The following is an 18094-nucleotide window of genomic DNA, read 5'->3' as shown; positions in this document are numbered from 1 at the left end:
GACTCGATGCCGAGGAGGATCGCATGAGGGTTTCCGAGGTGATGACTGCTCCGCCGGTCTGCGTCGCACCCGACGACTCCCTGGCCGAGGCGACCCGGCTGATGGCTCGGTCCGCCGTCGGCTCCCTCCTCGTCGTCGAGGAGGGAGCGCTGCGCGGCATCGTCACCGACCGCGACCTCGCCGTACGTGGCTTGGGCGGGGGCCTGGACCGGGAGGCACGGGTGGACGCGGTGATGTCGGCGCCGGTGGTCACCGTCGATGTGGACGACGATCTTCAGGTGGCCTACGGGACGTTCCGCCGCTCGGGGGTGCGCCGACTTCCCGTGCTGCACGAGGGCGAGGCGTTGGGTGTGCTCACGATCGACGACCTCTTCCTCGATGTCTTCCGGCGGCTGGCCGACCTGCTGGGACCGGTCGCCTGGAGTGTGCTGCAGGAGCCGCCGGGGCCTCCCCTGGCAGGTGGAGGCTCGTATGAGCCCTGAACCGGCCCATCGAGGATCGGCCGCCCTGCACGAGGGCAGCGCGCCGACGTCTGGCCCGGCCGCGGAACTCGGCGAGCCGGCCCGAGCCCGACCGAACGCCTCCGCTTCAGTCGTCCCGTCTCTGCCGGTCCCGGAAGTCATCGCCACCCTGGACAGCTCTCCGCGCGGTCTGACATCGGCCGAGGCCGCCGCACGGCAGGCCCGCTACGGCCCCAACGACCTTCCCGCCGTCGGGCGGGTGCGCCTGTGGCCGCGGCTGGCGGCACAGTTCACCGATCTCTTCGCGGTGGTGCTGCTCGTCGCCTCGGCCATCACCTTCCTCGCCTACGCGCTGGAGCAGCCCCGGGATCCGGCGACGCTCCAGCTGGCCTTCGCCATCCTCGGGGTGGTGCTGCTGAACGCGGGCATCGGTTTCGCCCAGGAGTACTCCGCCGAGCGCACGGCACAGTCCCTGCAGGCGATGGTGCCGCACGCCTGCAGGGTGCTACGGAACGGTGAACGTCAGGAGCTGCCCGCGCGGGACCTGGTGCCCGGCGATGTCGTTGTCCTGGAGGCCGGGGACGCCGTGCCGGCCGACTGCCGACTGGTGGAAGCGCAGGAGGTCGCCGTCAACAACGCGGCCCTGACCGGCGAGAGTGACGCTGTCGCGCGGGTCGCCGATCCCGTAACGCAGGGACCGCTGCTTGAAGCCCGCAACTGTGTGTTCATGGGCACCGACGTGGTCGCGGGCACGGGCAAGGCAGTCGTTTTCGCCACCGGGGCGGCCACCGAGTTCGGGCGTATCTTCCGGCTCACCGCGGCCGCACCGCGGCAGAAGACCCCGCTGCAGCGGCAGGTCGCCGCCATGGCGCGCCGGGTGGCGGGCGTCGCGCTGGCGACCGGAGCCATCCTGTTTGCGGTGCGCGTGCCCAGCGGGCAGCCGTTCGTCGACACGTTCGTCTTCTCGCTCGGCGTGATGGTCGCCCTCGTACCGGAGGGCCTGCCGGCGACGCTCTCCGTGTCCTTGGCGATCGGCGTCCGTCGGATGGCCCGCAGACACGCGCTCGTCAAACAGTTGCTGGCCGTGGAGGCGCTGGGGTCGACCAGCGTGGTGTGCACCGACAAGACGGGCACGCTCACCCAGGCCGAGATGACCGTCGTACAACTGTGGGCCGAGGGCATGTCGCACGCCGTGGCCGGCGTGGGATACACGCCTGTCGGCGAGGTCACGGATGCCGGGCCGGTACGGGAAATGCTGCGGGCGGCAGCGCTGTGCTGCGATGCCCGGCTCGTGCCACCGTCCGGCCCGCACGGGTGGCGCGTGCTCGGTGACAGCACCGAAGGCGCGCTGCTGGTGGCCGCGGCGAAGGCGGGCCTGGACACGGCGGCGGAAGAGGCCCGTACGCCCCGGGTGGCGGAACACCCCTTCGACTCCGTCCGCAAGCTGATGTCCACGGTCCACCACGATCCGGACGGGACGTATGCCGCCTACGTCAAGGGCGCGCCGCTGGAGCTCCTCGCCCGGTGCGACGCCGTCGACCGGACCGGAACGCCGGTACCTCTGACGGAGGCCTCCCGCGCCGAAGTCGTCGCTGCCGCCGACGACCTGGCGGGGCAGGGCCTGCGGGTGCTGGCCGTGGCTCGCCGCCGGGTCGCCGGTCCGCGACCACCACTGGAAGACGTCGAGTCGCAACTGACCCTGCTGGGACTCGCCGGAATGTACGATCCGCCCCGGCCGGAGGTACGGGACGCGGTGGACGCGTGCCGGCGGGCGGGGATCCGGATCGTCATGGTCACCGGCGACCACCCGCTGACCGCGGAGGCCGTCGCCCGCCGCGTCGGGATCGTGCGCGGCCCTGATCCGACCGTCGTGACGGGGGCCGCGCTGGACGCGCTGGACGACGGCGGACTGGACGCGCTGCTGGCCGGCTCTGCGGAGCTGCTGCTGTGCCGGGTCAGTCCCGAGCACAAGATGCGGGTGGTCACGGCATTGCAGCGGCGCGGCGAGGTCGTCGCGGTCACCGGGGACGGCGCCAACGACGCGCCTGCCCTCAAGCACGCGGACATCGGTGTCGCCATGGGCGCCTCCGGCACCGACGTCGCCCGTGAGGCCGCGGTCATGGTGCTGCTGGACGACTCCTTCGCCTCCATCACCACGGCTGTGGGACTGGGCCGTTCGGTGTACCGCAACATCCGCAAGTTCCTGATCTACCTGTTCAGTCACAACATCGCCGAACTCGTGCCGATTCTCGCCGCGACGTTCGTCGGGTTCCCGCTGGTGCCGATCACGGCGGTGCAGATCCTGGCCATCGACCTCGGCTCGGACGTGCTGCCGGCCCTCGCGCTCGGTGCCGAGCCGATGGAGAAGGACGTCATGGACCGCCCACCACGACCGCGCCGGGAACGACTGTTCTCGACCGCCGTCATGGGCCGGATCCTCTTCCTGGGTGGGATCCAGGCCCTCGGCGTGTGCGCCGTCTTCTTCTGGCACATCCACGCTTCGGGCATCCCGTACGCGCACTTCACGAAGAGCGATCCCGTCTACCGGGAGGCGATCACCATCGTCCAGGCCGGCATCGTCGTCAGCCAGTTCTTCAACGCGCTCGCGGTGCGTACCGACCGGCAGAGCGTCTTCCGGGCCGGACTTCTGAGCAACCCCTGGCTGATCGGCGCAGGGTGCTTCGGCATCGCGCTGATGGCCGCCATCAGTTACGCGCCGCCACTCCAGGCGGTTTTCAACACCGCACCCCTGGCCCCCGCCGACTGGGCGGTTCTGACCGGGTTCGGTGTGCTGCTGCTGGCAGCCGAGGAATCCCGCAAGTGGGTGCTGCGACACCGCAGGACGCTCCCGAAGGGAGGAAAACGATGAGAGCGATCATCGTGGGCTGCGGCCGGGTCGGTTCCACCCTCGCCGCGCAGCTGGTCACCGAGGGCCACGACACGCGTCTCGTGGACTGTGACCCCAAGGCGCGCAGGCTGCTGCCGGCGGGCTTTCCCGGCGGCTTCCTCGTGGGCAACGGCTTCAGCCGTTCCGTGCTGGAGGCGGCCGGAATCGGCCACGCGGACGCCTTCGTCGCGGTCACCTCCGGGGACAACAGCAACATCGTCAGCGCGCGAACCGCGAAGGAGACCTATCGGGTTCCGATCGTCCTCGCCCGGATCAACGATCCCCGCCGCGGCGACATCTGCCGGGAGTTGGGCATCCCGACCATCTCCAGCGTCCGCTGGGCCGTCAGCCGCATCCACCAGATGGTGTTGCATCGCCACCTCACCTCCGAACTCACCTTCGGCAACGGCGAGACCCTGCTGGTCCGTTCTCAGCTGCCGGCCTATCTCACCGGCCGACGGCTGGCCGAGTTCGACGTCGACGGCGAGATCCGAGTCGTGGAGATCACCCGCGCCGGCCGCTCACTGCTGCCCGCTCACGGTGTCTGCGCCGAGCCCGCGGACCTGGTCACGTTCGCCGTCGCCGCGACCGCGCTCGGCCGGCTGCGCGGCTTCCTCGACAAGGAGCTGGGAACGTGAAGGTCCTGATCGGCGGCGCCGGCCGACTCGGCACCCAGATCGCCCAGGTGCTCTCCGCCGCGCACAACGACGTGATCCTCGTCGAGCAGGACGACGGCCGAGTGGCCGAGCTCGCGGCCCTGCCCCGCGTCCGCCTGGTCGCCGGTGACGCCTGCGACCCGGCTCTCCTGGAGCACGCCGGGGCATTGACCTGCGACCTTGTCATCTCCGCCACGGGACGGGACGAGGACAACCTGGTCATCAGCCTGATCGCCAAGCGACAGTTCGGAGTGGGACGGGTCGCCGCACGCATCAACGAGGCGGAGAACGCCTGGCTCTTCGACCAGCGGTGGGGTGTGGACGTCGCGGTCCCCTCCGCCACGCCGCTCATCTCCCTCATCGAGGAGGCCACCGGGGCCACGGACACGGTGGCGCTGCTGCGGCTGAGCAAGGCGGGCGTCGAGGTCATCGAGACCGCGATCACGGAACGGTCCCGGGCCGCTGGGCGCGCCTTGGGCGAGATTCCCCTGCCGGCCGGCACCGTCGTCGCCACCGTCGTCCGCGACGGCCGACCCACGGTTCCCGGCCCCGAGGTGCGGCTGCTGCCGGGCGACGAACTCTTGCTCGTGTCGCACGAGGCGACCGAGCAAGAGATCCACGCGGCCTTCCAGTAGTGGGCACCCGGCACCGGACCCGGCCCGCGAATCACTGCTTACCGGGGCCTCGGGTCACTTCTGCTCGGAGCGCACGATGACGACCGGACAGCTCGCATGCTGCGACACATGCTGGCTGACGGAGCCGAGCAGGGCGCGCGCGAACCCGCCCCTGCCCCGGCTGCCCACGACCAGGACCTCGGCATCTTCGGCAGCCCGCAGCAGGACATCGGCGGGGTTGCCGTGCACCACATGGGTCCGGACCGAGCCGGCCGCCTCCGCGCCGAGCACGTCCGTCAGCTCCTTCCGCATCCGCTGCCGGGTCTCGTCTTCGTCGACGTCCATGTCCACGGCGGGCGCCGACCACCCGTACAGACCCGGCAGCTCCCACACCGCGACCGCGTCCACGGTTCCGCCGCCGACCAGGCTCGCGTAACGCACGGCCCAGCGCAGGGCCTCGTACGAGGACGGCGAGCCGTCGACGCCGACCACCACCTTCGGCTCGGTTGCATCGCTGTCCATGCGTCCCACCTCTCCTTCGATGTGTGCACACCCGGCCGTGGATCCGGCTCTTTTCTCCACGCTGCGGGACACATGGCTACGCCGCCAGAGAAGGGCCTTCGACGGCATGACGGACAATGCTGCCGTCAGCGGCCGTAGCGCGTCACCCAGCCAGGCTCCACGTGTTCCCACTCGCGAGTCCACTGGGAGAGGCGGCGGCGGTCGATGCTTCTGCCGACGGCCCACTACACACCGTAGGCGGTGACTCCGCCGCCGAACCCGGTCGCGAAAGCCACCGCCACACCGGCGGTCGCTGCGCGGTCCCAGGCCTCCGGCGGCGCGGCAATGGCACCGCGGGCAGCCATACCGTCGGGGTGGCCCCCGAGCGGCAGCGCCACGATGGCGACGGCCTCCACGGATCGGTGCTCCAACCGGTCCACTGGCCCCTTCCAGCGGGCTCCGGGCGCCGTCGGGCGCACACGGAGGCCGCTTAGCGGGCGGGCCGGAGGCGGGCCGGTGGCCGGGAAGTTGCGGTGTCCGCATGGCACGGCCTTCCGCGCTGGATCGTCAGTTCCCTGTACCCTCCCCCCGTCCCTCATCACAGGTTCGCCGGGTATGGGTCCCCACGGTCCTCGTGAGTGCCGTTCAGCCCCACCGGGGCGGGCTGCCTCGGGAGTGATGCTGAAGTGTGTGCCAACCGTCTTGGCATGGAGAACAGGCTGACTGCCTGTGCTGCCGCGGCTTCCTGGCATGTGCACGGAGGGACGATGAGCAGGCGCGCCTGAGTCGACCGGCGAGCCGCGCGCTCCCTAAAGTGGGTGTCGCAGGTTCGAGCTTGTCGCAGGTGGGCGCTTCGGCGAGCGCTCCAGTTCCCAATCGCTGCATGAGCGACATGGCACGGTCCGGGGGGCCCGGCATCGGGCCGCGCACCCCTCATGCGTGAGCGGACGGGCTGGCACGAGGTGTAACGAGCGGGATCGAGTACGAAGCCGCGTGGCGCTGATCAGGCAAAACAGCACCGCACGGCAGCGTCGGGCACCCCCGGCAAGGATTCAATCCCACTCCCGCTGCGGTGCCCCGTTGCCGTCGACCAGTACGGCGCGGCTGCGGACCGCACGGTCGACGGCCGGCTCCGTCCGCCTGCGTGCCCGCGGCGCGGTCGGCGACTGGATGCTGCTCCCCGGCGGCATATGGCGGCGCGTCGAAACCATTCGGGTGCGGAATCTGCTCGGCTGACAGCAAGACACGCAAGCCGGGCCACGAGTGTGCGGTGGGGCCGCGTCGTCCCCGTCTTCTCGGCAGTGCCGCCGGTCGTCGCCTCGAAGCCGTCACTGCCTCTGTGACACCACCGCGACCGGGCACTGGGCGTGGTGAAGCAGTCTGTGGCCCACCCGGCCGAGCTGGAGCCCGGAGTGGCCCGTCCTGCGCCGTGCCCCGATGATCACGAGATCCGCGGCCGCCGACCGATCCACGAGCATCTTGCCTGCGGGGCCCTCAAGCGTCGCCCGGCGTGCTCGCACGTGCGGATGCTCGGCGATCGCTGCTTTGAGCAACGCGTCCACGAGGGCGGAGGCTCGTTCCTCGTAGGTGCCTGCCGGTTCTGTGGCCGGTAGCCAATCGCCACTTCGGTCGTAGGCGGGCCGGCGCCAGGCACGCACCACGTCCAGGATGCAGCCGCGCACCTCGGCCTCGCGGAAGGCGAACCGCACGGCCTCCGTGCTCGTGTCGGCGTCCCCCAGGCCGAGCAGGATCCGCTCGTGCGTACCCGCCAGGCCCGCCCGATCACCCCGCACCACAACCACCGGGCACTGCGCGCGGGCAGCGACCGCCAGACCGACCGAGCCGAGAAGCAGTCCTTTGAGCTGGCCACGCCCGCGCGACCCGGTCACCAGGGCGAAGGCATCGTTGCCGTCGCGCACGAGAGCGACCACGGCGTCCTCGAGAACGATGTCGGTGGTGACCTTCACATCCGGGTTGCGCCGCTTGGCGCGGTCGGCAGCGGAGGCCACGATGTGCTCGGCCAGCACCCGTTCGGAGGGGCGCTCCTGGCCCAACGAGGGGAGTCCGCCCTCGTAGCGCTCCCAGAGGGAGGCGTGCACCAGCCTGAGCGGAAGACCGTGGCGGACTGCTTCGTCCACGGCCCAGTCGACCGCGAGCAGACACGAGTCCGATCCATCGACGCCCACCACCAGAGGAAGTGCCATCTTCCCCACCACCTTTCATGGGGCTGTCACGCCGTGCAGCGCATGGCGTGACCTTCACCGTTGCATCGGGGCCCTCGGAGTTGCGAGAGGCGCTTCGCCCGCGCCATGGGACCTTCGTCCCCCTACGGCCCGTGATTCCGTTCGTATGCCTGTCGTACGGAGGTGGCGGTGCGGTCGGTCAATGCGGGCAGGGCCGACCGCACCGCTTCGCTCAGACCCGTGCCGAGTTGGACGTCGGCCACCTCCACGGCATGCACCACGAGCCGTGGCGGCAGCTGGTCGAGGGCTTCCGCCAGGGCTAGGCACTCCCCCAGGCCGAAGGCATGCGTGCTCGCCGTACCCCGTGAGTGGCCGGCCGCTTCAGCCGCTGTCAGGGTGTGCAGCTCGCCCGGCCGGCCCGGCCGGCCACGGAGGGCTTCCACGACGACCACGGTGTCCGCGCCGCGCCACAGGTCGAGCATGCGTGCGGGCTCACCGTCACTGGCCACCAGGACGGTGTCGTCGGGAACACGGCCCCGCAGTTCCTCCACCACCGCCGGGCCGACCCCGTCGTCACCACGCAAAGAATTGCCCACACCGATCACCACGACCCGGCCGCTCATGTGCGCTCCACGGTCAGGTCGAGGAAGTGGGCGGCGCAGGAGATGCAGGGATCGTGATTGCGGATGGCCCGTTCGCAGAGGTGGGTGAGCTCCTCGTCGTCGGCGGCGGGGCCGGCCGTGTCCAGGCGTGCCTGGACCGCCCTGCGCACGTCCTCCTCGATGGCCGTCTGGTTCTGGGCCGTGGGCGGGACGATGCGAGCCTCGGTGACCGTGCCGTCCTCGGTGAGGGCGTAGCGGTGGTACAGCAGCCCCCGGGGGGCCTCGGTGGCCCCGGTGCCAGCTCCCTGGCGCGGCGGGACCTCGACGGCTGGCCGCGGAGGTGGTTCGTATCCGTCGATGATCCGCAGGGCTTCCTCGATGGCCTGGACCACTTCCACGGCGCGTACCACGATGCTCCGGAACGGGTTGTCGCAGACCGCGCCGGTCACCGGGTCGCCCAGCCCGGCGTCCCGCGCCGCCTCGGCGGCCACGGGGTGCAGCCACCGGCCGTTGATCGCATAACGGGCCAGCGGGCCGGTCAGGTAGCGGCGGTCGTCGAGCGTGGCCGTCAGGGCGGTGGAGTGGGGTACCTGCCCTTCCTGGACGTGCTGTTCGAAGTCGGACAGGGAGAACTCGCGCAGCGCCAGACCCTGACCATGGGCAGCCATGACCGCCGGTGTTCCGGAGTCGATGGCGTAGCGGCCAGGGTCGCGCAGTGCGAACAGGTCGTGCTCGCACAGGACATCGGGGAAGTCGAACGCCGCCACCCACCGGACGGTCTCCAGCGCGTCCTCCCAGGCCCGACGCAGCTGTTCCGCCAGCGGACGGAGTTCGTCCGGTGCCGGCGTCCGGTAGAAGCCGCCGACCCGGACGTTGACCGGGTGGATGGGGCGGCCACCGAGCTGTTCGAGAATCGCGTTGCCGGTCTGCTTGGTTCTCAGGCCACGCTCGACTGCGGCTCGTTGGTCGCGGGCGAGTTCGACGACGTCCGCACGCCCGAGGAAGTCCGGGGCGTGCAGCAGGTAGATGTGCAGGGTGTGGCTCTCGATCCACTCGCCGCAGTACAGCAGACGGCGCAGTTCGGCGAGGGGGCCGTCCACCGTGACTCCGCAGGCGTTCTCGATCGCCTGGCATGCGCTCATCTGGTAGGCGACCGGGCAGATGCCACAGATGCGAGCCGTGATGTCGGGGGGTTCGGTGTGGCTCCGGCCGGTCAGGAAGGCCTCGAAAAAGCGTGGCGGTTCGTAGATGCGCAGCCGCGTCTCGGTGACCGTGTCTTCCTGGACGCGCAGGTGGAGAGCCGCTTCGCCTTCCACCCTGGCCAGCGCGTCCAGTCGCAGGACACGGGTTCCGGGATGGTTCATGCGGGCCTTTCCGGGCGGGTTTCTGTCGCGGTTCTGTCAGGCCCGAGGGCTCTGCTGCTCCTCGGCCACGAGGTCGGGTACGGAGGCATATTCCGGCGACGCGGCGTTGAAGGTGCGGAAGACACGCTGGATGTCCTGCTCGCTCATCCCGTCGTGGCGCAACTGCGCGACCATCGAGCGCAGGTTGGGCCGCCTCATCGGTCCGAAGCAGCCGTAGCAGCCGCGTCCGTAGGCGGGGCAGATGGCGCCGCACCCAGCATGCGTGACCGGGCCCAGACAGGGGGTGCCGTGGGCCACGGTGATGCAGGTGGTGCCACGCCTCTTGCACTCGAAGCAGACGCTGTGGCTGGAGATCTGGGGTTTACGTCCGGCCAGGTAGGCGGTGATGACTTCGAGGAGCTGGCGGCGGTCGATCGGGCAGCCGCGCAGTTCGAAGTCGACCGGGACGTGGGCCGAGATCGGTGTCGAGGTCTCCAGCGTGGCGATGTACTCCGGCTGGGCGTAGACCGCGGCGACGAACTCGTCGACGTCGGCGAAGTTGCGCAGTGCCTGGATACCGCCCGCGGTGGCGCACGCTCCGATGGTCACCAGATACCGGGAGATGCGGCGGACGTGCTGGATCCGCTCGGCGTCCTCGGCGGTGGTGATCGACCCTTCGACCAGGGAGAGGTCGTACGGCCCCCGGCCGTCCAATCGCGCACGCTCCCCGCCGCCCCCCTCGACCGCGGTCATCTCCACGAAGTGGTCGACCCGTACCCGCTCGGTGAGGCCGAGGAGTTCGTCCTCGCAGTCGAGCAGGGTCAGCTGGCAGCCGTCGCAGGAGGCGAACTTCCACACGGCGAGCGCCGGCCGTGGGTCGGCGGCGGGTCCGGGCTCGGTGGCCATGTCACAACTCCCTTACGAGGAGCAGGTCTGCGACGCGGTCGTAGCCGACGACCGGCCCGTCGCGGCACAGCAGGAGCGGGCCGAGCTGGCAGTGGCCGCAATGGCCTGTGGCGCAGTGCATGTTCCGTTCCAAGGACACCTGAACGCGCTGCGGCACCAGGCCCTTGAGCAAGAGGGCGCGTGCGGTGTGACGCATCATCACCTCGGGCCCGCACACCAGCGCGACACTCCGTTCGGGCCGCAGGTCCAGGCGGTCAAGGAGCGTGGTGACCACACCCACCGCACCGTCCCAACCCGGGCCGGGACGGTCGACGGTCACCTCCACCCGGGCCGGGCCGCGCCAGCTCTCGATCTCGTCCTGGTAGACAAGGTCGGCAGGGGTACGGGCACCCACCAGGATCGCGAGCCGACCGTACACTGCCGGCCGGTCCAGGACCTCGTGTACGACCGGCCGCAACGGGGCCAGCCCGATGCCGCCGGCGATCACCAGTACGTCGTGGCCGACCGCCGCATCGAGGTCCCAGCCGGTCCCGTACGGTCCGCTGAGCCCGACGGTGTCAGCCGGGCGCAGCCGGTACAGCGCGGTCGAGACCGCGCCCACCGCGCGCACGGTGTGCACGAGACCTCCGTGGCGGCCGCGCAGGGCGCTGGCCGAGATGGGTACTTCGCCGACGCCGAAGGCGTAGATCATCGCGAACTGGCCCGGTGCGAACGGCGGGAGTCCCCGTCCGGTCGGTACCAGTTCGATCGACCGGGTGTCGGCGGTCTCCGCCCAGGCGTCGGCGACGCGGTACGGCAGCGGAGGCGCCATGGTGCTCATGGTGACCCGCATTCCTCCTCCGCTGCCCCGGGCTGTGTCCAGTCGTGCAGAGCGGCGGCTTCCTCGGTGATGTCGATGCCGACCGGGCACCACACGATGCAGCGTCCGCAGCCCACGCACCCCGACGAGCCGAACTGGTCGTACCAGGTGCCGAGCTTGTGGGTCATCCACTGCCGGTAGCGACTGCGCGAGGAGGCGCGGACCGGGCCGCCGTGCAGTTGGGAGAAGTCCAGGTCGAAGCACGAGTCCCACAGCCGCCACCGCTCCGCGTGGTCACCGGTGAGGTCCGTGACGTCCTCGGTGGTGGTGCAGAAGCAGGTGGGGCACACCATGGTGCAGTTGCCGCAGGTCAGGCACCGCCCGGCGACGTCGTCCCAGCGGGGCGCATCGAGCGTTCCGGCCATCAGCTCCCGCAGGTCCGCTTCGGGCATGGTCCGGCCCATGCGGTCCGCGGCCGCAGTGACGTCTGCGCGAGCTGTCTCCCGGGTTTCGGGGTCGGCCGGACGGGCGGGCAGTTCGGCCAGGATCTCCGCGCCCTCCTGACTGCCACTGCGGACCCAGAAGCGGTGCCCGTCCTCATCGACCACTTCGGTCATCACCAGGTCGTAGCCGGGACCGGCAGCCGGTCCGGTGCCCATCGAGACACAGAAGCACGTGGCGCCGGGCTCCGTGCACTCGACCACGATCAGCAGAGCCCCGGAGCGCCGCCCCTCGTAGACGGGATCGCGGTACGCCCCACCGGTCAGTACCCGGTCCTGGATGGCGATGGCCCGCAGATCGCAGGGGCGCACGCCCAGGAAGGCGTATCGAGGCGGCGCGGCCTGGTGTGCCTTGAGGACTAGGTCGCCCTCCACCCGGTCTGCACTCCACTGCCGCACCCGGGACGGATGCAGGAACGATTTCCACGACTGGGGTCCCGCCGCGTTCGCGAAGGCCGCGCCGTCCGACCGCTCCCGAAGCCGATACCGCCCGGCCTCCAGCTCCACACCCCATCCGTACGGCAACTCGTCGGCCGACCGCAGCTCCGCCAACAAGATCGCACCGTCCCGCACCGTGGGGCCGACCACGGTGAAACCGCGCCGGATCAGCACGTCCACGAGCTCGGCCATACCGTCCTTGCCCATCACGTGCCCGTCAGACGCGGGGGCCGGGGAGCCGTTCACATCGGCGTCGGCACTCATGACCGACCTCCTTCAGCACTCGGGACGGCACATGGGGCCTTACCGTCCCTTTCACCACGATCGCAGCATTTCCGGTACGGCGGCTCGCCGACAGTGCCATGCGGGCAAGCGTGCGGGGTCCATTGGTCCATGTTCCGCGGCTATCTGCACGACGAGCCACGCACTACGGCGGCCTTCGCCGACGGCTGGTACCTCACCAGCGACCTGGTACGGCGCGACGCGGACGGCTGGTACTAATACTCCAGCAGGATTTCGCTGTCTGACCTGCGGGTTTCGCCGGGCGGCTGGAGTGTAGCGGGCCACGGAGTGGTCAGGGGTGGCCTTCGGCAGGCCGCCCCTCGATCGTGCGACAGCGCCGCAGATAGTGACAGCGGCGGGCGACCGCTTGGCGTCGTCGGCGCCAGTTCGACCAGCTCAGCGCGTGGTGCCGTCCTCGGCGGCCACGAAGGTGCGGCGGTCGGGGACGACAAGCTGCCAGGAGTCGCCGAACCTCCGCCACTGTGAACTCGATTGCCCCGGCTGTCCCACCGGCGCCGCCCCCTTTTCCCGGACCTGATGTGCCGTGGCGGCCAGGAAGGCGTGCGCGAGCATGGCCAGAGTGATGTGCCTGGTGAGTGATCGCGCCTGGTGGCGGCGTCGCCAGCCGGACCAGCGGAGCCGGTAGGTCGGGCTGTGAAGGGGGATGTCGAAATGACCGTGTTCGACGAGCAAAGATGCCACAGGAGGCGGTATCCACCCCTGGTAAATGCGGTGACGATGGTCGAGGCCGACGGCATCCACGATCGAACCCTAGCGGGTGGCCACACCAGCGCCCGACCAAACCCGGTTGGCCTCGACCTGGGGCGTGTCCCTCCCGATTGCATGCAGCTCGGCAAGCGCCGGCCGGTCGAGCGCGATGGGGCGGCGGTCGCCGGGTGGGTGACCGTGGAAGCGGACACCGAAATGGAGGCACCGCCGTGCGATTGATGCTCCTGCGCCGCAGGAGGTTCACCTCACCACAGCCATCACGTATCGCCTTTCGATAACATCGATAAACGATAACCGGGGGATGTTGTGACCGAGGACTCCAAGCTGCTCGAACCGCTGTCCACCGTGGTGTCATTTGTACTGCGGCTACTGATCGGGACCCTCGTACTCGGCTTCGTCCTGAGCCTGTTCGACGGCCACATCCACGTCGGCTGGGGAAACCCTTGCGTCAGCGCCGACTCGATCTCGGGAAGCGCCACCGACACCGATGCGCTGTTCAACGCGAAGGCTGGCGCACACGTCGATGCGATCCCCCAGTACTGCGCCTCCCACCCCAGCACCTACCAGAAGGTCCTCGCAACGCTGGGCGAGCTGCCGTCCTTCATTCTGCTGATCGGTGGGCTGTTCGTACTCAACAGCCTGTTGCGGGCAGCCGCCCGAGACGGCGTCTACACCACGCAGACCGCATCGAGACTGAGGCTGCTGGGGTGGTGGCTCCTGCTGGGCAGCCTGGCGGCCGAACTCATCGAAGCCAACGCGAAGACCGCACTGCTCGCCACCCTCACCACGGACATCACGCTCTCTGCCGGAGCCTGGCTGGGCATGTGGGCGACGCCATACCTGGCGGTCCTCACCGCGCTGGGGCTGATCACGTTCGCCCGGATCATGCGTGTAGGCGTCACCATGCGTGAAGACCTCGCCGGGACCGTCTGATGTCCACCGAAGCGCATGAAGGCCATGCCATCCAGGTCCACCTCGACCGGCTCCTGGAAGAACGCGGCATGACCCTCGCCGAACTCGCGGTCCGAGTCGGCGTCACCAACGTCAATCTGTCCATCCTCAAGAACGGGCGAGCCAAGGCCATCCGCTTCACCACGCTCACCCGGCTCTGCGAAGTGCTGGACTGCCAACCCGGAGATCTGCTCAGTCATCGCCATTCTGGCCGGTGATCTTCATGTCTGGGACGCGGCTTGTCGCCGGTAATGGCTGGCGCGTGATCGCTGCTGATGGCGGCGGCGCCAGTCGGACCAGCCGAGTCGGTGGGCCATGTCGTGGAGAGGCTGAACGGCGACCGTGATGAATAGGCGCTGGATCTCGTTGCAGGACAGCGGGACCAGCCCGTCCGGGGCGGGGTTGCGGGCGTGTTCGTCGGCGCGGAGGACCGCGAGAAAGGCGTGGGCGAGCATCGCGAGGGTCACCCAGCGGGTCCAGGAGGGGTAGCGGCGGACCTGGTGCTCGTCGAGTCCCGCCAGCGCCTTCTCGCTCTGGAAGGTCTCTTCCACCCGCCACCTGGAGCCGGCGACGCGAACCAGGACGGCCAGGGGTGTGGACTCGGTGAAATGACAGCAGTAGTAGGCGAGTTCGCCGGTGATGCGGTTGCGTCGGACCAGGAGCTGGTGGCGGCCCGCTTCCGGCTCGGCGAGGTCGATGACGGCCCAGTCGTAGAACCGGTGCCCCTTCGCGCCGGGCCCGGCCGAGAGCTTCTGCCAGGCCCGCTCGGGTATCTTCGCGGCCAGGGCGTCGACACGGAAGGTGCCCGCACCGGTGGTCATTTCGGCCGAGCAGGCCACCGCGAGGACATAGCCGATGCCGCGTTCCTCCAGAGCCGTCCGCAGTTTCGGGTTGCCGCCGTAGACCTCATCACCCGTGACCCATCCGACGCGGTGTCCGGCGGTAAGGAACCGTTCGATCATCGTGCGGGCCAGTTCCGGCTTGGTAGCGAAGGCGGCGTCTTCGCCGAGTCCCGCCGCCCGGCAGCGATCCGGGTCGCATGTCCAGGAGCGCAGGATGTACAGCTCCCGGTCCACCGCCGCGTGTCCCCGGGCGCCGGCGTAGACGAGGTAGACCGCGACTTGAGAGTTCTCGATCCGCCCCGCGGTGCCGGTGTACTGACGCTGGACGGCGACGGTGTGGGTGCCCTTCTTCACGTCGCCGGTCTCATCCACGACCAGCACCGCTGCATCGTCGTGGAGGTGCTCGACAACGTATTCGCGTACGTCGTCGCGGACGGCATCGGCATCCCAGGAGGCCCGGGACAGCAGGTGCTGCATGCCGTGCGGGCTGGCCTCCCCGGCCCGCAGCCGTGGTTCGACCCGGGCGAACCGGCCCGCGATCCGGCCCATAGCCGCCTCGAATGCTTCCCGCCATCGGGCGGGATCTGTGCTGTGACCTGCGGCTACCGTCTCGTCGTTAGTCCACACAAGTCACGATGATCAACGACGGCCGCACCCCTCTACCCACCGGCCCCGACCAGCAAGATCACGATCTACAGCTGGAGTACTAACTGGTTTGTTGGGCGCGCCGACGACGTCATCAAGTCGAATGCCGGGGAGTCCGCTTGCGGGGCGTCCTCAGGCTGCTTTTCGAGACTGCCGTCGTGGCTGTGCGCGACGACGGTCGCGCACAGCCATTCTCCTATTCCTCTGTGGCGGGTTCTTCGGCCCCGGTCTCCTCGGCTGCGGTGGTGGCCGGTTCTTCGGTCCCGGTCTCCTCGACCGCGGGGGTCGCGGGCTCTTCAGCCTCGGTTTCCTGGCTGCGGCGGGGGCGGGTTCTTCTGCTTCCGTCTCCGCCGCCTCGGGGGTCCGCTCTTCGCCCTCCGCAGGCACGGCCTCGGTGGCCGGTGTCTCCTCGGGGGTGGTCTCCGCCTCTGTCCCTTCGGCCGCAGTGGGCTCCTGCTCGGTGTCGCTCACATGCTCACCGCCTTCCCGTACTGATAGGCAGGAAGAGGCTCAGGTGTCGCCTGGTCGGACGACCGTCATGATGCGGAATTCATTACTCATGATGTCGCCGAACAGCATGACTTGAGGCTTGTCGCGAGGCCACAGGAATACTCCGGAAACGTGCCGCAGGCCGCTGTGATCAACCCCGACGTGGGGGCGAGCGGGCCTTCGGCCAGCCGGGGGCATCCGGCAGTTCCGGCGGCGCTGGTCGGTTCGTGCCGGGCCTCTTCCGCCGCAGACCCCGGCACCCGGCGACATCGCAGACCAACGTGGCTGCGGCGGGCCGGCCGTCCAGCCTCCATCGAACATCGGCGTGGTCGGGTTCACTGGCCCGAGCGGCGTCCCTGGTGCGGCGTCCGCTGGGCCAGCAGCCGGGGCGGGCCTGCCAGGAGCAGCCAGATCCGTGCGGCTTGAATGCTCGAGGCTGCCAGGACCAGGGCGCTGGCGCCGACGAGCAGGCCGGTACCGGGACCGGCGGCAGCGCGCAGACCGTGGGACAGCGTGCCCATGGCCAGGACGGCAACCACGGTCAGCGTCCAGAACCAGCGCCGGGCGCGCCGGACTTCGGCCCGACCAGCCCCATTCATCAGTGCCCCTTCGGATTGTTGATCCACACCTCGATGGTGATCGCGATCAGCGCAAGCAGGAGGAGCAGCGCGGCGCCCACGGCGAGTTTGCGCTCCTGCCAGCGGCGGCGGGGGCTGCGGTCAAGGAATGGCACGAGGAAGATCAGGCCGAACACGATGGCGATGACAATGCCGATGGAGGCGACCCCGAACCACTCCTCGAGCGGGAAGAACCACCAGAACATCCACGGCGGTCGGGTGATCTCGATACCCTCCACCGGGGTTGGACCGATCACCGGCGGGACGAGCACGGCGAGGACGGCCAGCGCACCGAGCAGGACCAGACCGAAGGCCGCGGCACGCTTGAGGTGTGCGGTGAACGGCTCGGGGGTCTCCTCCTCGGGAGCGGGGATCTGTGGGTGGGGGGAGATCTTGTGGCGCTTGATCAGCAGCGCGTGCAGCATGAACAGCACCAGGATCAGCCCGGGAATGAGCGTCACATGTGCCGAGTACAGCCGCAACAGGATGGGTACCTTGTTCGTCAACTCGGGGGTGAACCAGATCCCCAGGCCGCCGAGGAGCTTGGCGACGTCCAGGTTGTGGGCGAGCGCCTCGTAGCCCTCCTGGTCCCACTTCAGGACGGTGCCGGTGAACACGGCCAGGAAGGTCAGCAGGAACATGGCGGAGCCGACCACCCAGTTGCCCTCGCGGGGCTCCTTGTACGAGGCGTGCAGGAACACCCGCAACAGATGCAGCAGGGCCAGGACGAACATCGCCTGTGCCGCCCAGTAGTGCAAGCCCCTGGCGAAGGAGCCCAGCCACACGTGGGTCACCAGATCGCGTACCGACTGGTTGGCCGACTCCGGGACCGGCGAGTAGAACTGCGTGACGTAGACCCCGGTGACCAACAGCGTCACGAACGCCACCGCGGTCAGGCCTCCCAGGCTCCAACCGAGGTTGTTGGCATGCTCAGGGACCGGGTAGGCCAGCGCCTTGATACCCATGCGCTCATCCACCGCGTCGATCGCTCGCCGCCACCATCCGGGCCGCTCCGGCCGCGAAGCGGGGCCGTCCTGGGATACGGGCCGGGTGGTCATCGGATCCCCTTCGAGGCAGCGCCGCGCTCAAGTTCGTGGATGGTGTGCGGAGGCCTCCACCGTCGCGCCAGGTACAGCCCGGCCGCGATCGCGGCCACGGCCAGGACCAGCAGCGCCACGTCACCTCCGTCGCTCACTCCCCGGGCGGGCCGGAACTCGTCCAGGATGACGCTGGTGCCGGTTTCGGTGCCCACCGCAGGCCCCGCCGTCGGGGCGCTGGGCAGCTTTCGGCCGATCGCGGCCAGCAGCAGCGTGCGCGCCTGCGCGGTGGCCTGAGCGTTCTCCCCCGGTTGGTCGATGAGTGCCAGCGCGCCGCGGACCTTGGCCTGATCGACGCCCATCTGGTCCGGCGCTTCCACCGCGTCGTGGATGCGCTCGCCGACCCGATCATCCCCTGCCTGGTTGGCAATCAGTGCAATGGCCTGCTCGACGAGCACCCTCGCCTGCTTGCTCTCCTCCCCATGCGCCCACGTCGGCCCAGGAGACGTCACCGCCAGCAACACGACCGCCGCGAGCAACGCCACCAAGCCCCCGCGGACCCCGCGCGCACGCACGGCGCGGCACGAGAGCCTCGCCCCTCCGCCAGGCGTC

At 69.9% G+C, this 18094-nt stretch carries 21 protein-coding genes; 8 read left to right on the top strand and 13 right to left on the bottom strand.

The features are described 5' to 3' along the window. Positions 1-23: 23 nt before the first annotated feature. The 4 genes from ACWD3E_RS38090 to ACWD3E_RS38075 are packed head-to-tail and all read left to right on the top strand — an operon-like array spanning position 24 to position 4639. Positions 24-482 carry a CBS domain-containing protein gene (locus ACWD3E_RS38090; RefSeq protein ID WP_451392080.1) on the top strand — a complete coding sequence of 153 codons (459 nt, stop codon included), beginning with the start codon at positions 24-26 and terminating at the stop codon, positions 480-482. Next, entirely contained in the window at positions 472-3330 is a 2859-nt protein-coding gene (locus ACWD3E_RS38085; RefSeq protein ID WP_451392079.1) for a cation-translocating P-type ATPase, read from the top strand. Before ACWD3E_RS38090 ends, ACWD3E_RS38085 begins: the two co-directional genes overlap by 11 nt. Further along, on the top strand, positions 3327-3986 hold the full coding sequence (locus ACWD3E_RS38080) for a potassium channel family protein (RefSeq protein WP_451392078.1): 660 nt from the start codon (positions 3327-3329) through the stop codon (positions 3984-3986). Before ACWD3E_RS38085 ends, ACWD3E_RS38080 begins: the two co-directional genes overlap by 4 nt. Further along, positions 3983-4639 carry a potassium channel family protein gene (locus ACWD3E_RS38075; protein WP_451392077.1) on the top strand — a complete coding sequence of 219 codons (657 nt, stop codon included), beginning with the start codon at positions 3983-3985 and terminating at the stop codon, positions 4637-4639. The genes ACWD3E_RS38080 and ACWD3E_RS38075 overlap by 4 nt, the downstream gene beginning before the upstream one ends. 54 nt (positions 4640-4693) lie before the next feature. On the opposite strand, the gene ACWD3E_RS38070 is transcribed toward ACWD3E_RS38075, so the two are convergent. Continuing rightward, a complete protein-coding gene (locus ACWD3E_RS38070) occupies positions 4694-5140 on the bottom strand; it encodes a universal stress protein (protein WP_451392076.1) in 447 nt (148 codons plus the stop codon). Positions 5141-5364: 224 nt separating this feature from the next. Then, entirely contained in the window at positions 5365-5550 is a 186-nt protein-coding gene (locus ACWD3E_RS38065; RefSeq protein ID WP_451392075.1) for a hypothetical protein, read from the bottom strand. Between the two features lie 649 nt (positions 5551-6199). On the opposite strand from ACWD3E_RS38065, the gene ACWD3E_RS38060 reads away from it, so the two are divergent. Beyond that, a complete protein-coding gene (locus tag ACWD3E_RS38060) occupies positions 6200-6355 on the top strand; it encodes a hypothetical protein (protein ID WP_451392074.1) in 156 nt (51 codons plus the stop codon). Positions 6356-6447: 92 nt separating this feature from the next. Here the strand turns inward: ACWD3E_RS38060 and ACWD3E_RS38055 are convergent, their stop codons facing one another. From ACWD3E_RS38055 to ACWD3E_RS38025, 7 genes are all read right to left on the bottom strand, one after another. Further along, a complete protein-coding gene (locus ACWD3E_RS38055; RefSeq protein WP_451392073.1) occupies positions 6448-7323 on the bottom strand; it encodes a universal stress protein in 876 nt (291 codons plus the stop codon). Between the two features lie 122 nt (positions 7324-7445). Next, complete coding sequence (locus ACWD3E_RS38050; protein ID WP_451392072.1) at positions 7446-7925, bottom strand: hydrogenase maturation protease; 480 nt, start codon at positions 7923-7925, stop codon at positions 7446-7448. Further along, a complete protein-coding gene (locus ACWD3E_RS38045; protein ID WP_451392071.1) occupies positions 7922-9268 on the bottom strand; it encodes a Ni/Fe hydrogenase subunit alpha in 1347 nt (448 codons plus the stop codon). Before ACWD3E_RS38045 ends, ACWD3E_RS38050 begins: the two co-directional genes overlap by 4 nt. Before the next feature lie 36 nt (positions 9269-9304). After that, on the bottom strand, positions 9305-10153 hold the full coding sequence (locus tag ACWD3E_RS38040; protein ID WP_451392070.1) for an NADH-quinone oxidoreductase subunit B family protein: 849 nt from the start codon (positions 10151-10153) through the stop codon (positions 9305-9307). A gap of 1 nt (position 10154) precedes the next feature. Next, positions 10155-10973: an FAD/NAD(P)-binding protein gene (locus ACWD3E_RS38035; RefSeq protein WP_451392069.1), complete on the bottom strand. Its 819-nt coding sequence runs from the start codon at positions 10971-10973 to the stop codon at positions 10155-10157. Continuing rightward, entirely contained in the window at positions 10970-12154 is a 1185-nt protein-coding gene (locus tag ACWD3E_RS38030; protein WP_451392068.1) for a 4Fe-4S dicluster domain-containing protein, read from the bottom strand. Before ACWD3E_RS38030 ends, ACWD3E_RS38035 begins: the two co-directional genes overlap by 4 nt. 414 nt (positions 12155-12568) lie before the next feature. Continuing rightward, positions 12569-12745, bottom strand: a complete 177-nt coding sequence (locus ACWD3E_RS38025) for a hypothetical protein (RefSeq protein WP_451392067.1) — start codon at positions 12743-12745, stop codon at positions 12569-12571. 99 nt (positions 12746-12844) lie between these two features. Here ACWD3E_RS38025 and ACWD3E_RS38020 point away from each other — a divergent pair, with 99 nt between their 5' ends. The 3 genes from ACWD3E_RS38020 (at position 12845) to ACWD3E_RS38010 (ending at position 14070) form a co-directional block, all read left to right on the top strand. After that, positions 12845-13120 carry a hypothetical protein gene (locus tag ACWD3E_RS38020; RefSeq protein ID WP_451392066.1) on the top strand — a complete coding sequence of 92 codons (276 nt, stop codon included), beginning with the start codon at positions 12845-12847 and terminating at the stop codon, positions 13118-13120. Between the two features lie 87 nt (positions 13121-13207). Next, complete coding sequence (locus ACWD3E_RS38015) at positions 13208-13834, top strand: hypothetical protein (protein WP_451392065.1); 627 nt, start codon at positions 13208-13210, stop codon at positions 13832-13834. Then, a complete protein-coding gene (locus tag ACWD3E_RS38010; protein ID WP_451392064.1) occupies positions 13834-14070 on the top strand; it encodes a helix-turn-helix domain-containing protein in 237 nt (78 codons plus the stop codon). The genes ACWD3E_RS38015 and ACWD3E_RS38010 overlap by 1 nt, the downstream gene beginning before the upstream one ends. A gap of 3 nt (positions 14071-14073) precedes the next feature. Here ACWD3E_RS38010 and ACWD3E_RS38005 read toward each other — a convergent pair whose 3' ends face one another. From ACWD3E_RS38005 to ACWD3E_RS37990, 4 genes are all read right to left on the bottom strand, one after another. Next, the gene (locus ACWD3E_RS38005; RefSeq protein WP_451392063.1) at positions 14074-15243 is read right to left on the bottom strand and encodes an IS701 family transposase; all 1170 of its coding nucleotides are present in this window, start codon (positions 15241-15243) and stop codon (positions 14074-14076) included. Positions 15244-16163: 920 nt separating this feature from the next. Beyond that, the gene (locus ACWD3E_RS38000; protein WP_451392062.1) at positions 16164-16427 is read right to left on the bottom strand and encodes a hypothetical protein; all 264 of its coding nucleotides are present in this window, start codon (positions 16425-16427) and stop codon (positions 16164-16166) included. Continuing rightward, positions 16427-17503 carry a cytochrome b N-terminal domain-containing protein gene (locus ACWD3E_RS37995; RefSeq protein WP_451392061.1) on the bottom strand — a complete coding sequence of 359 codons (1077 nt, stop codon included), beginning with the start codon at positions 17501-17503 and terminating at the stop codon, positions 16427-16429. Before ACWD3E_RS37995 ends, ACWD3E_RS38000 begins: the two co-directional genes overlap by 1 nt. After that, entirely contained in the window at positions 17500-17940 is a 441-nt protein-coding gene (locus tag ACWD3E_RS37990) for a hypothetical protein (RefSeq protein WP_451392060.1), read from the bottom strand. The genes ACWD3E_RS37995 and ACWD3E_RS37990 overlap by 4 nt, the downstream gene beginning before the upstream one ends. Between the last annotated feature and the right edge of the window lie 154 nt (positions 17941-18094).

The organism is Streptomyces sp. NPDC002676, from assembly GCF_053592455.1.
This window is presented reverse-complemented; position numbering and strand designations above follow the sequence as displayed.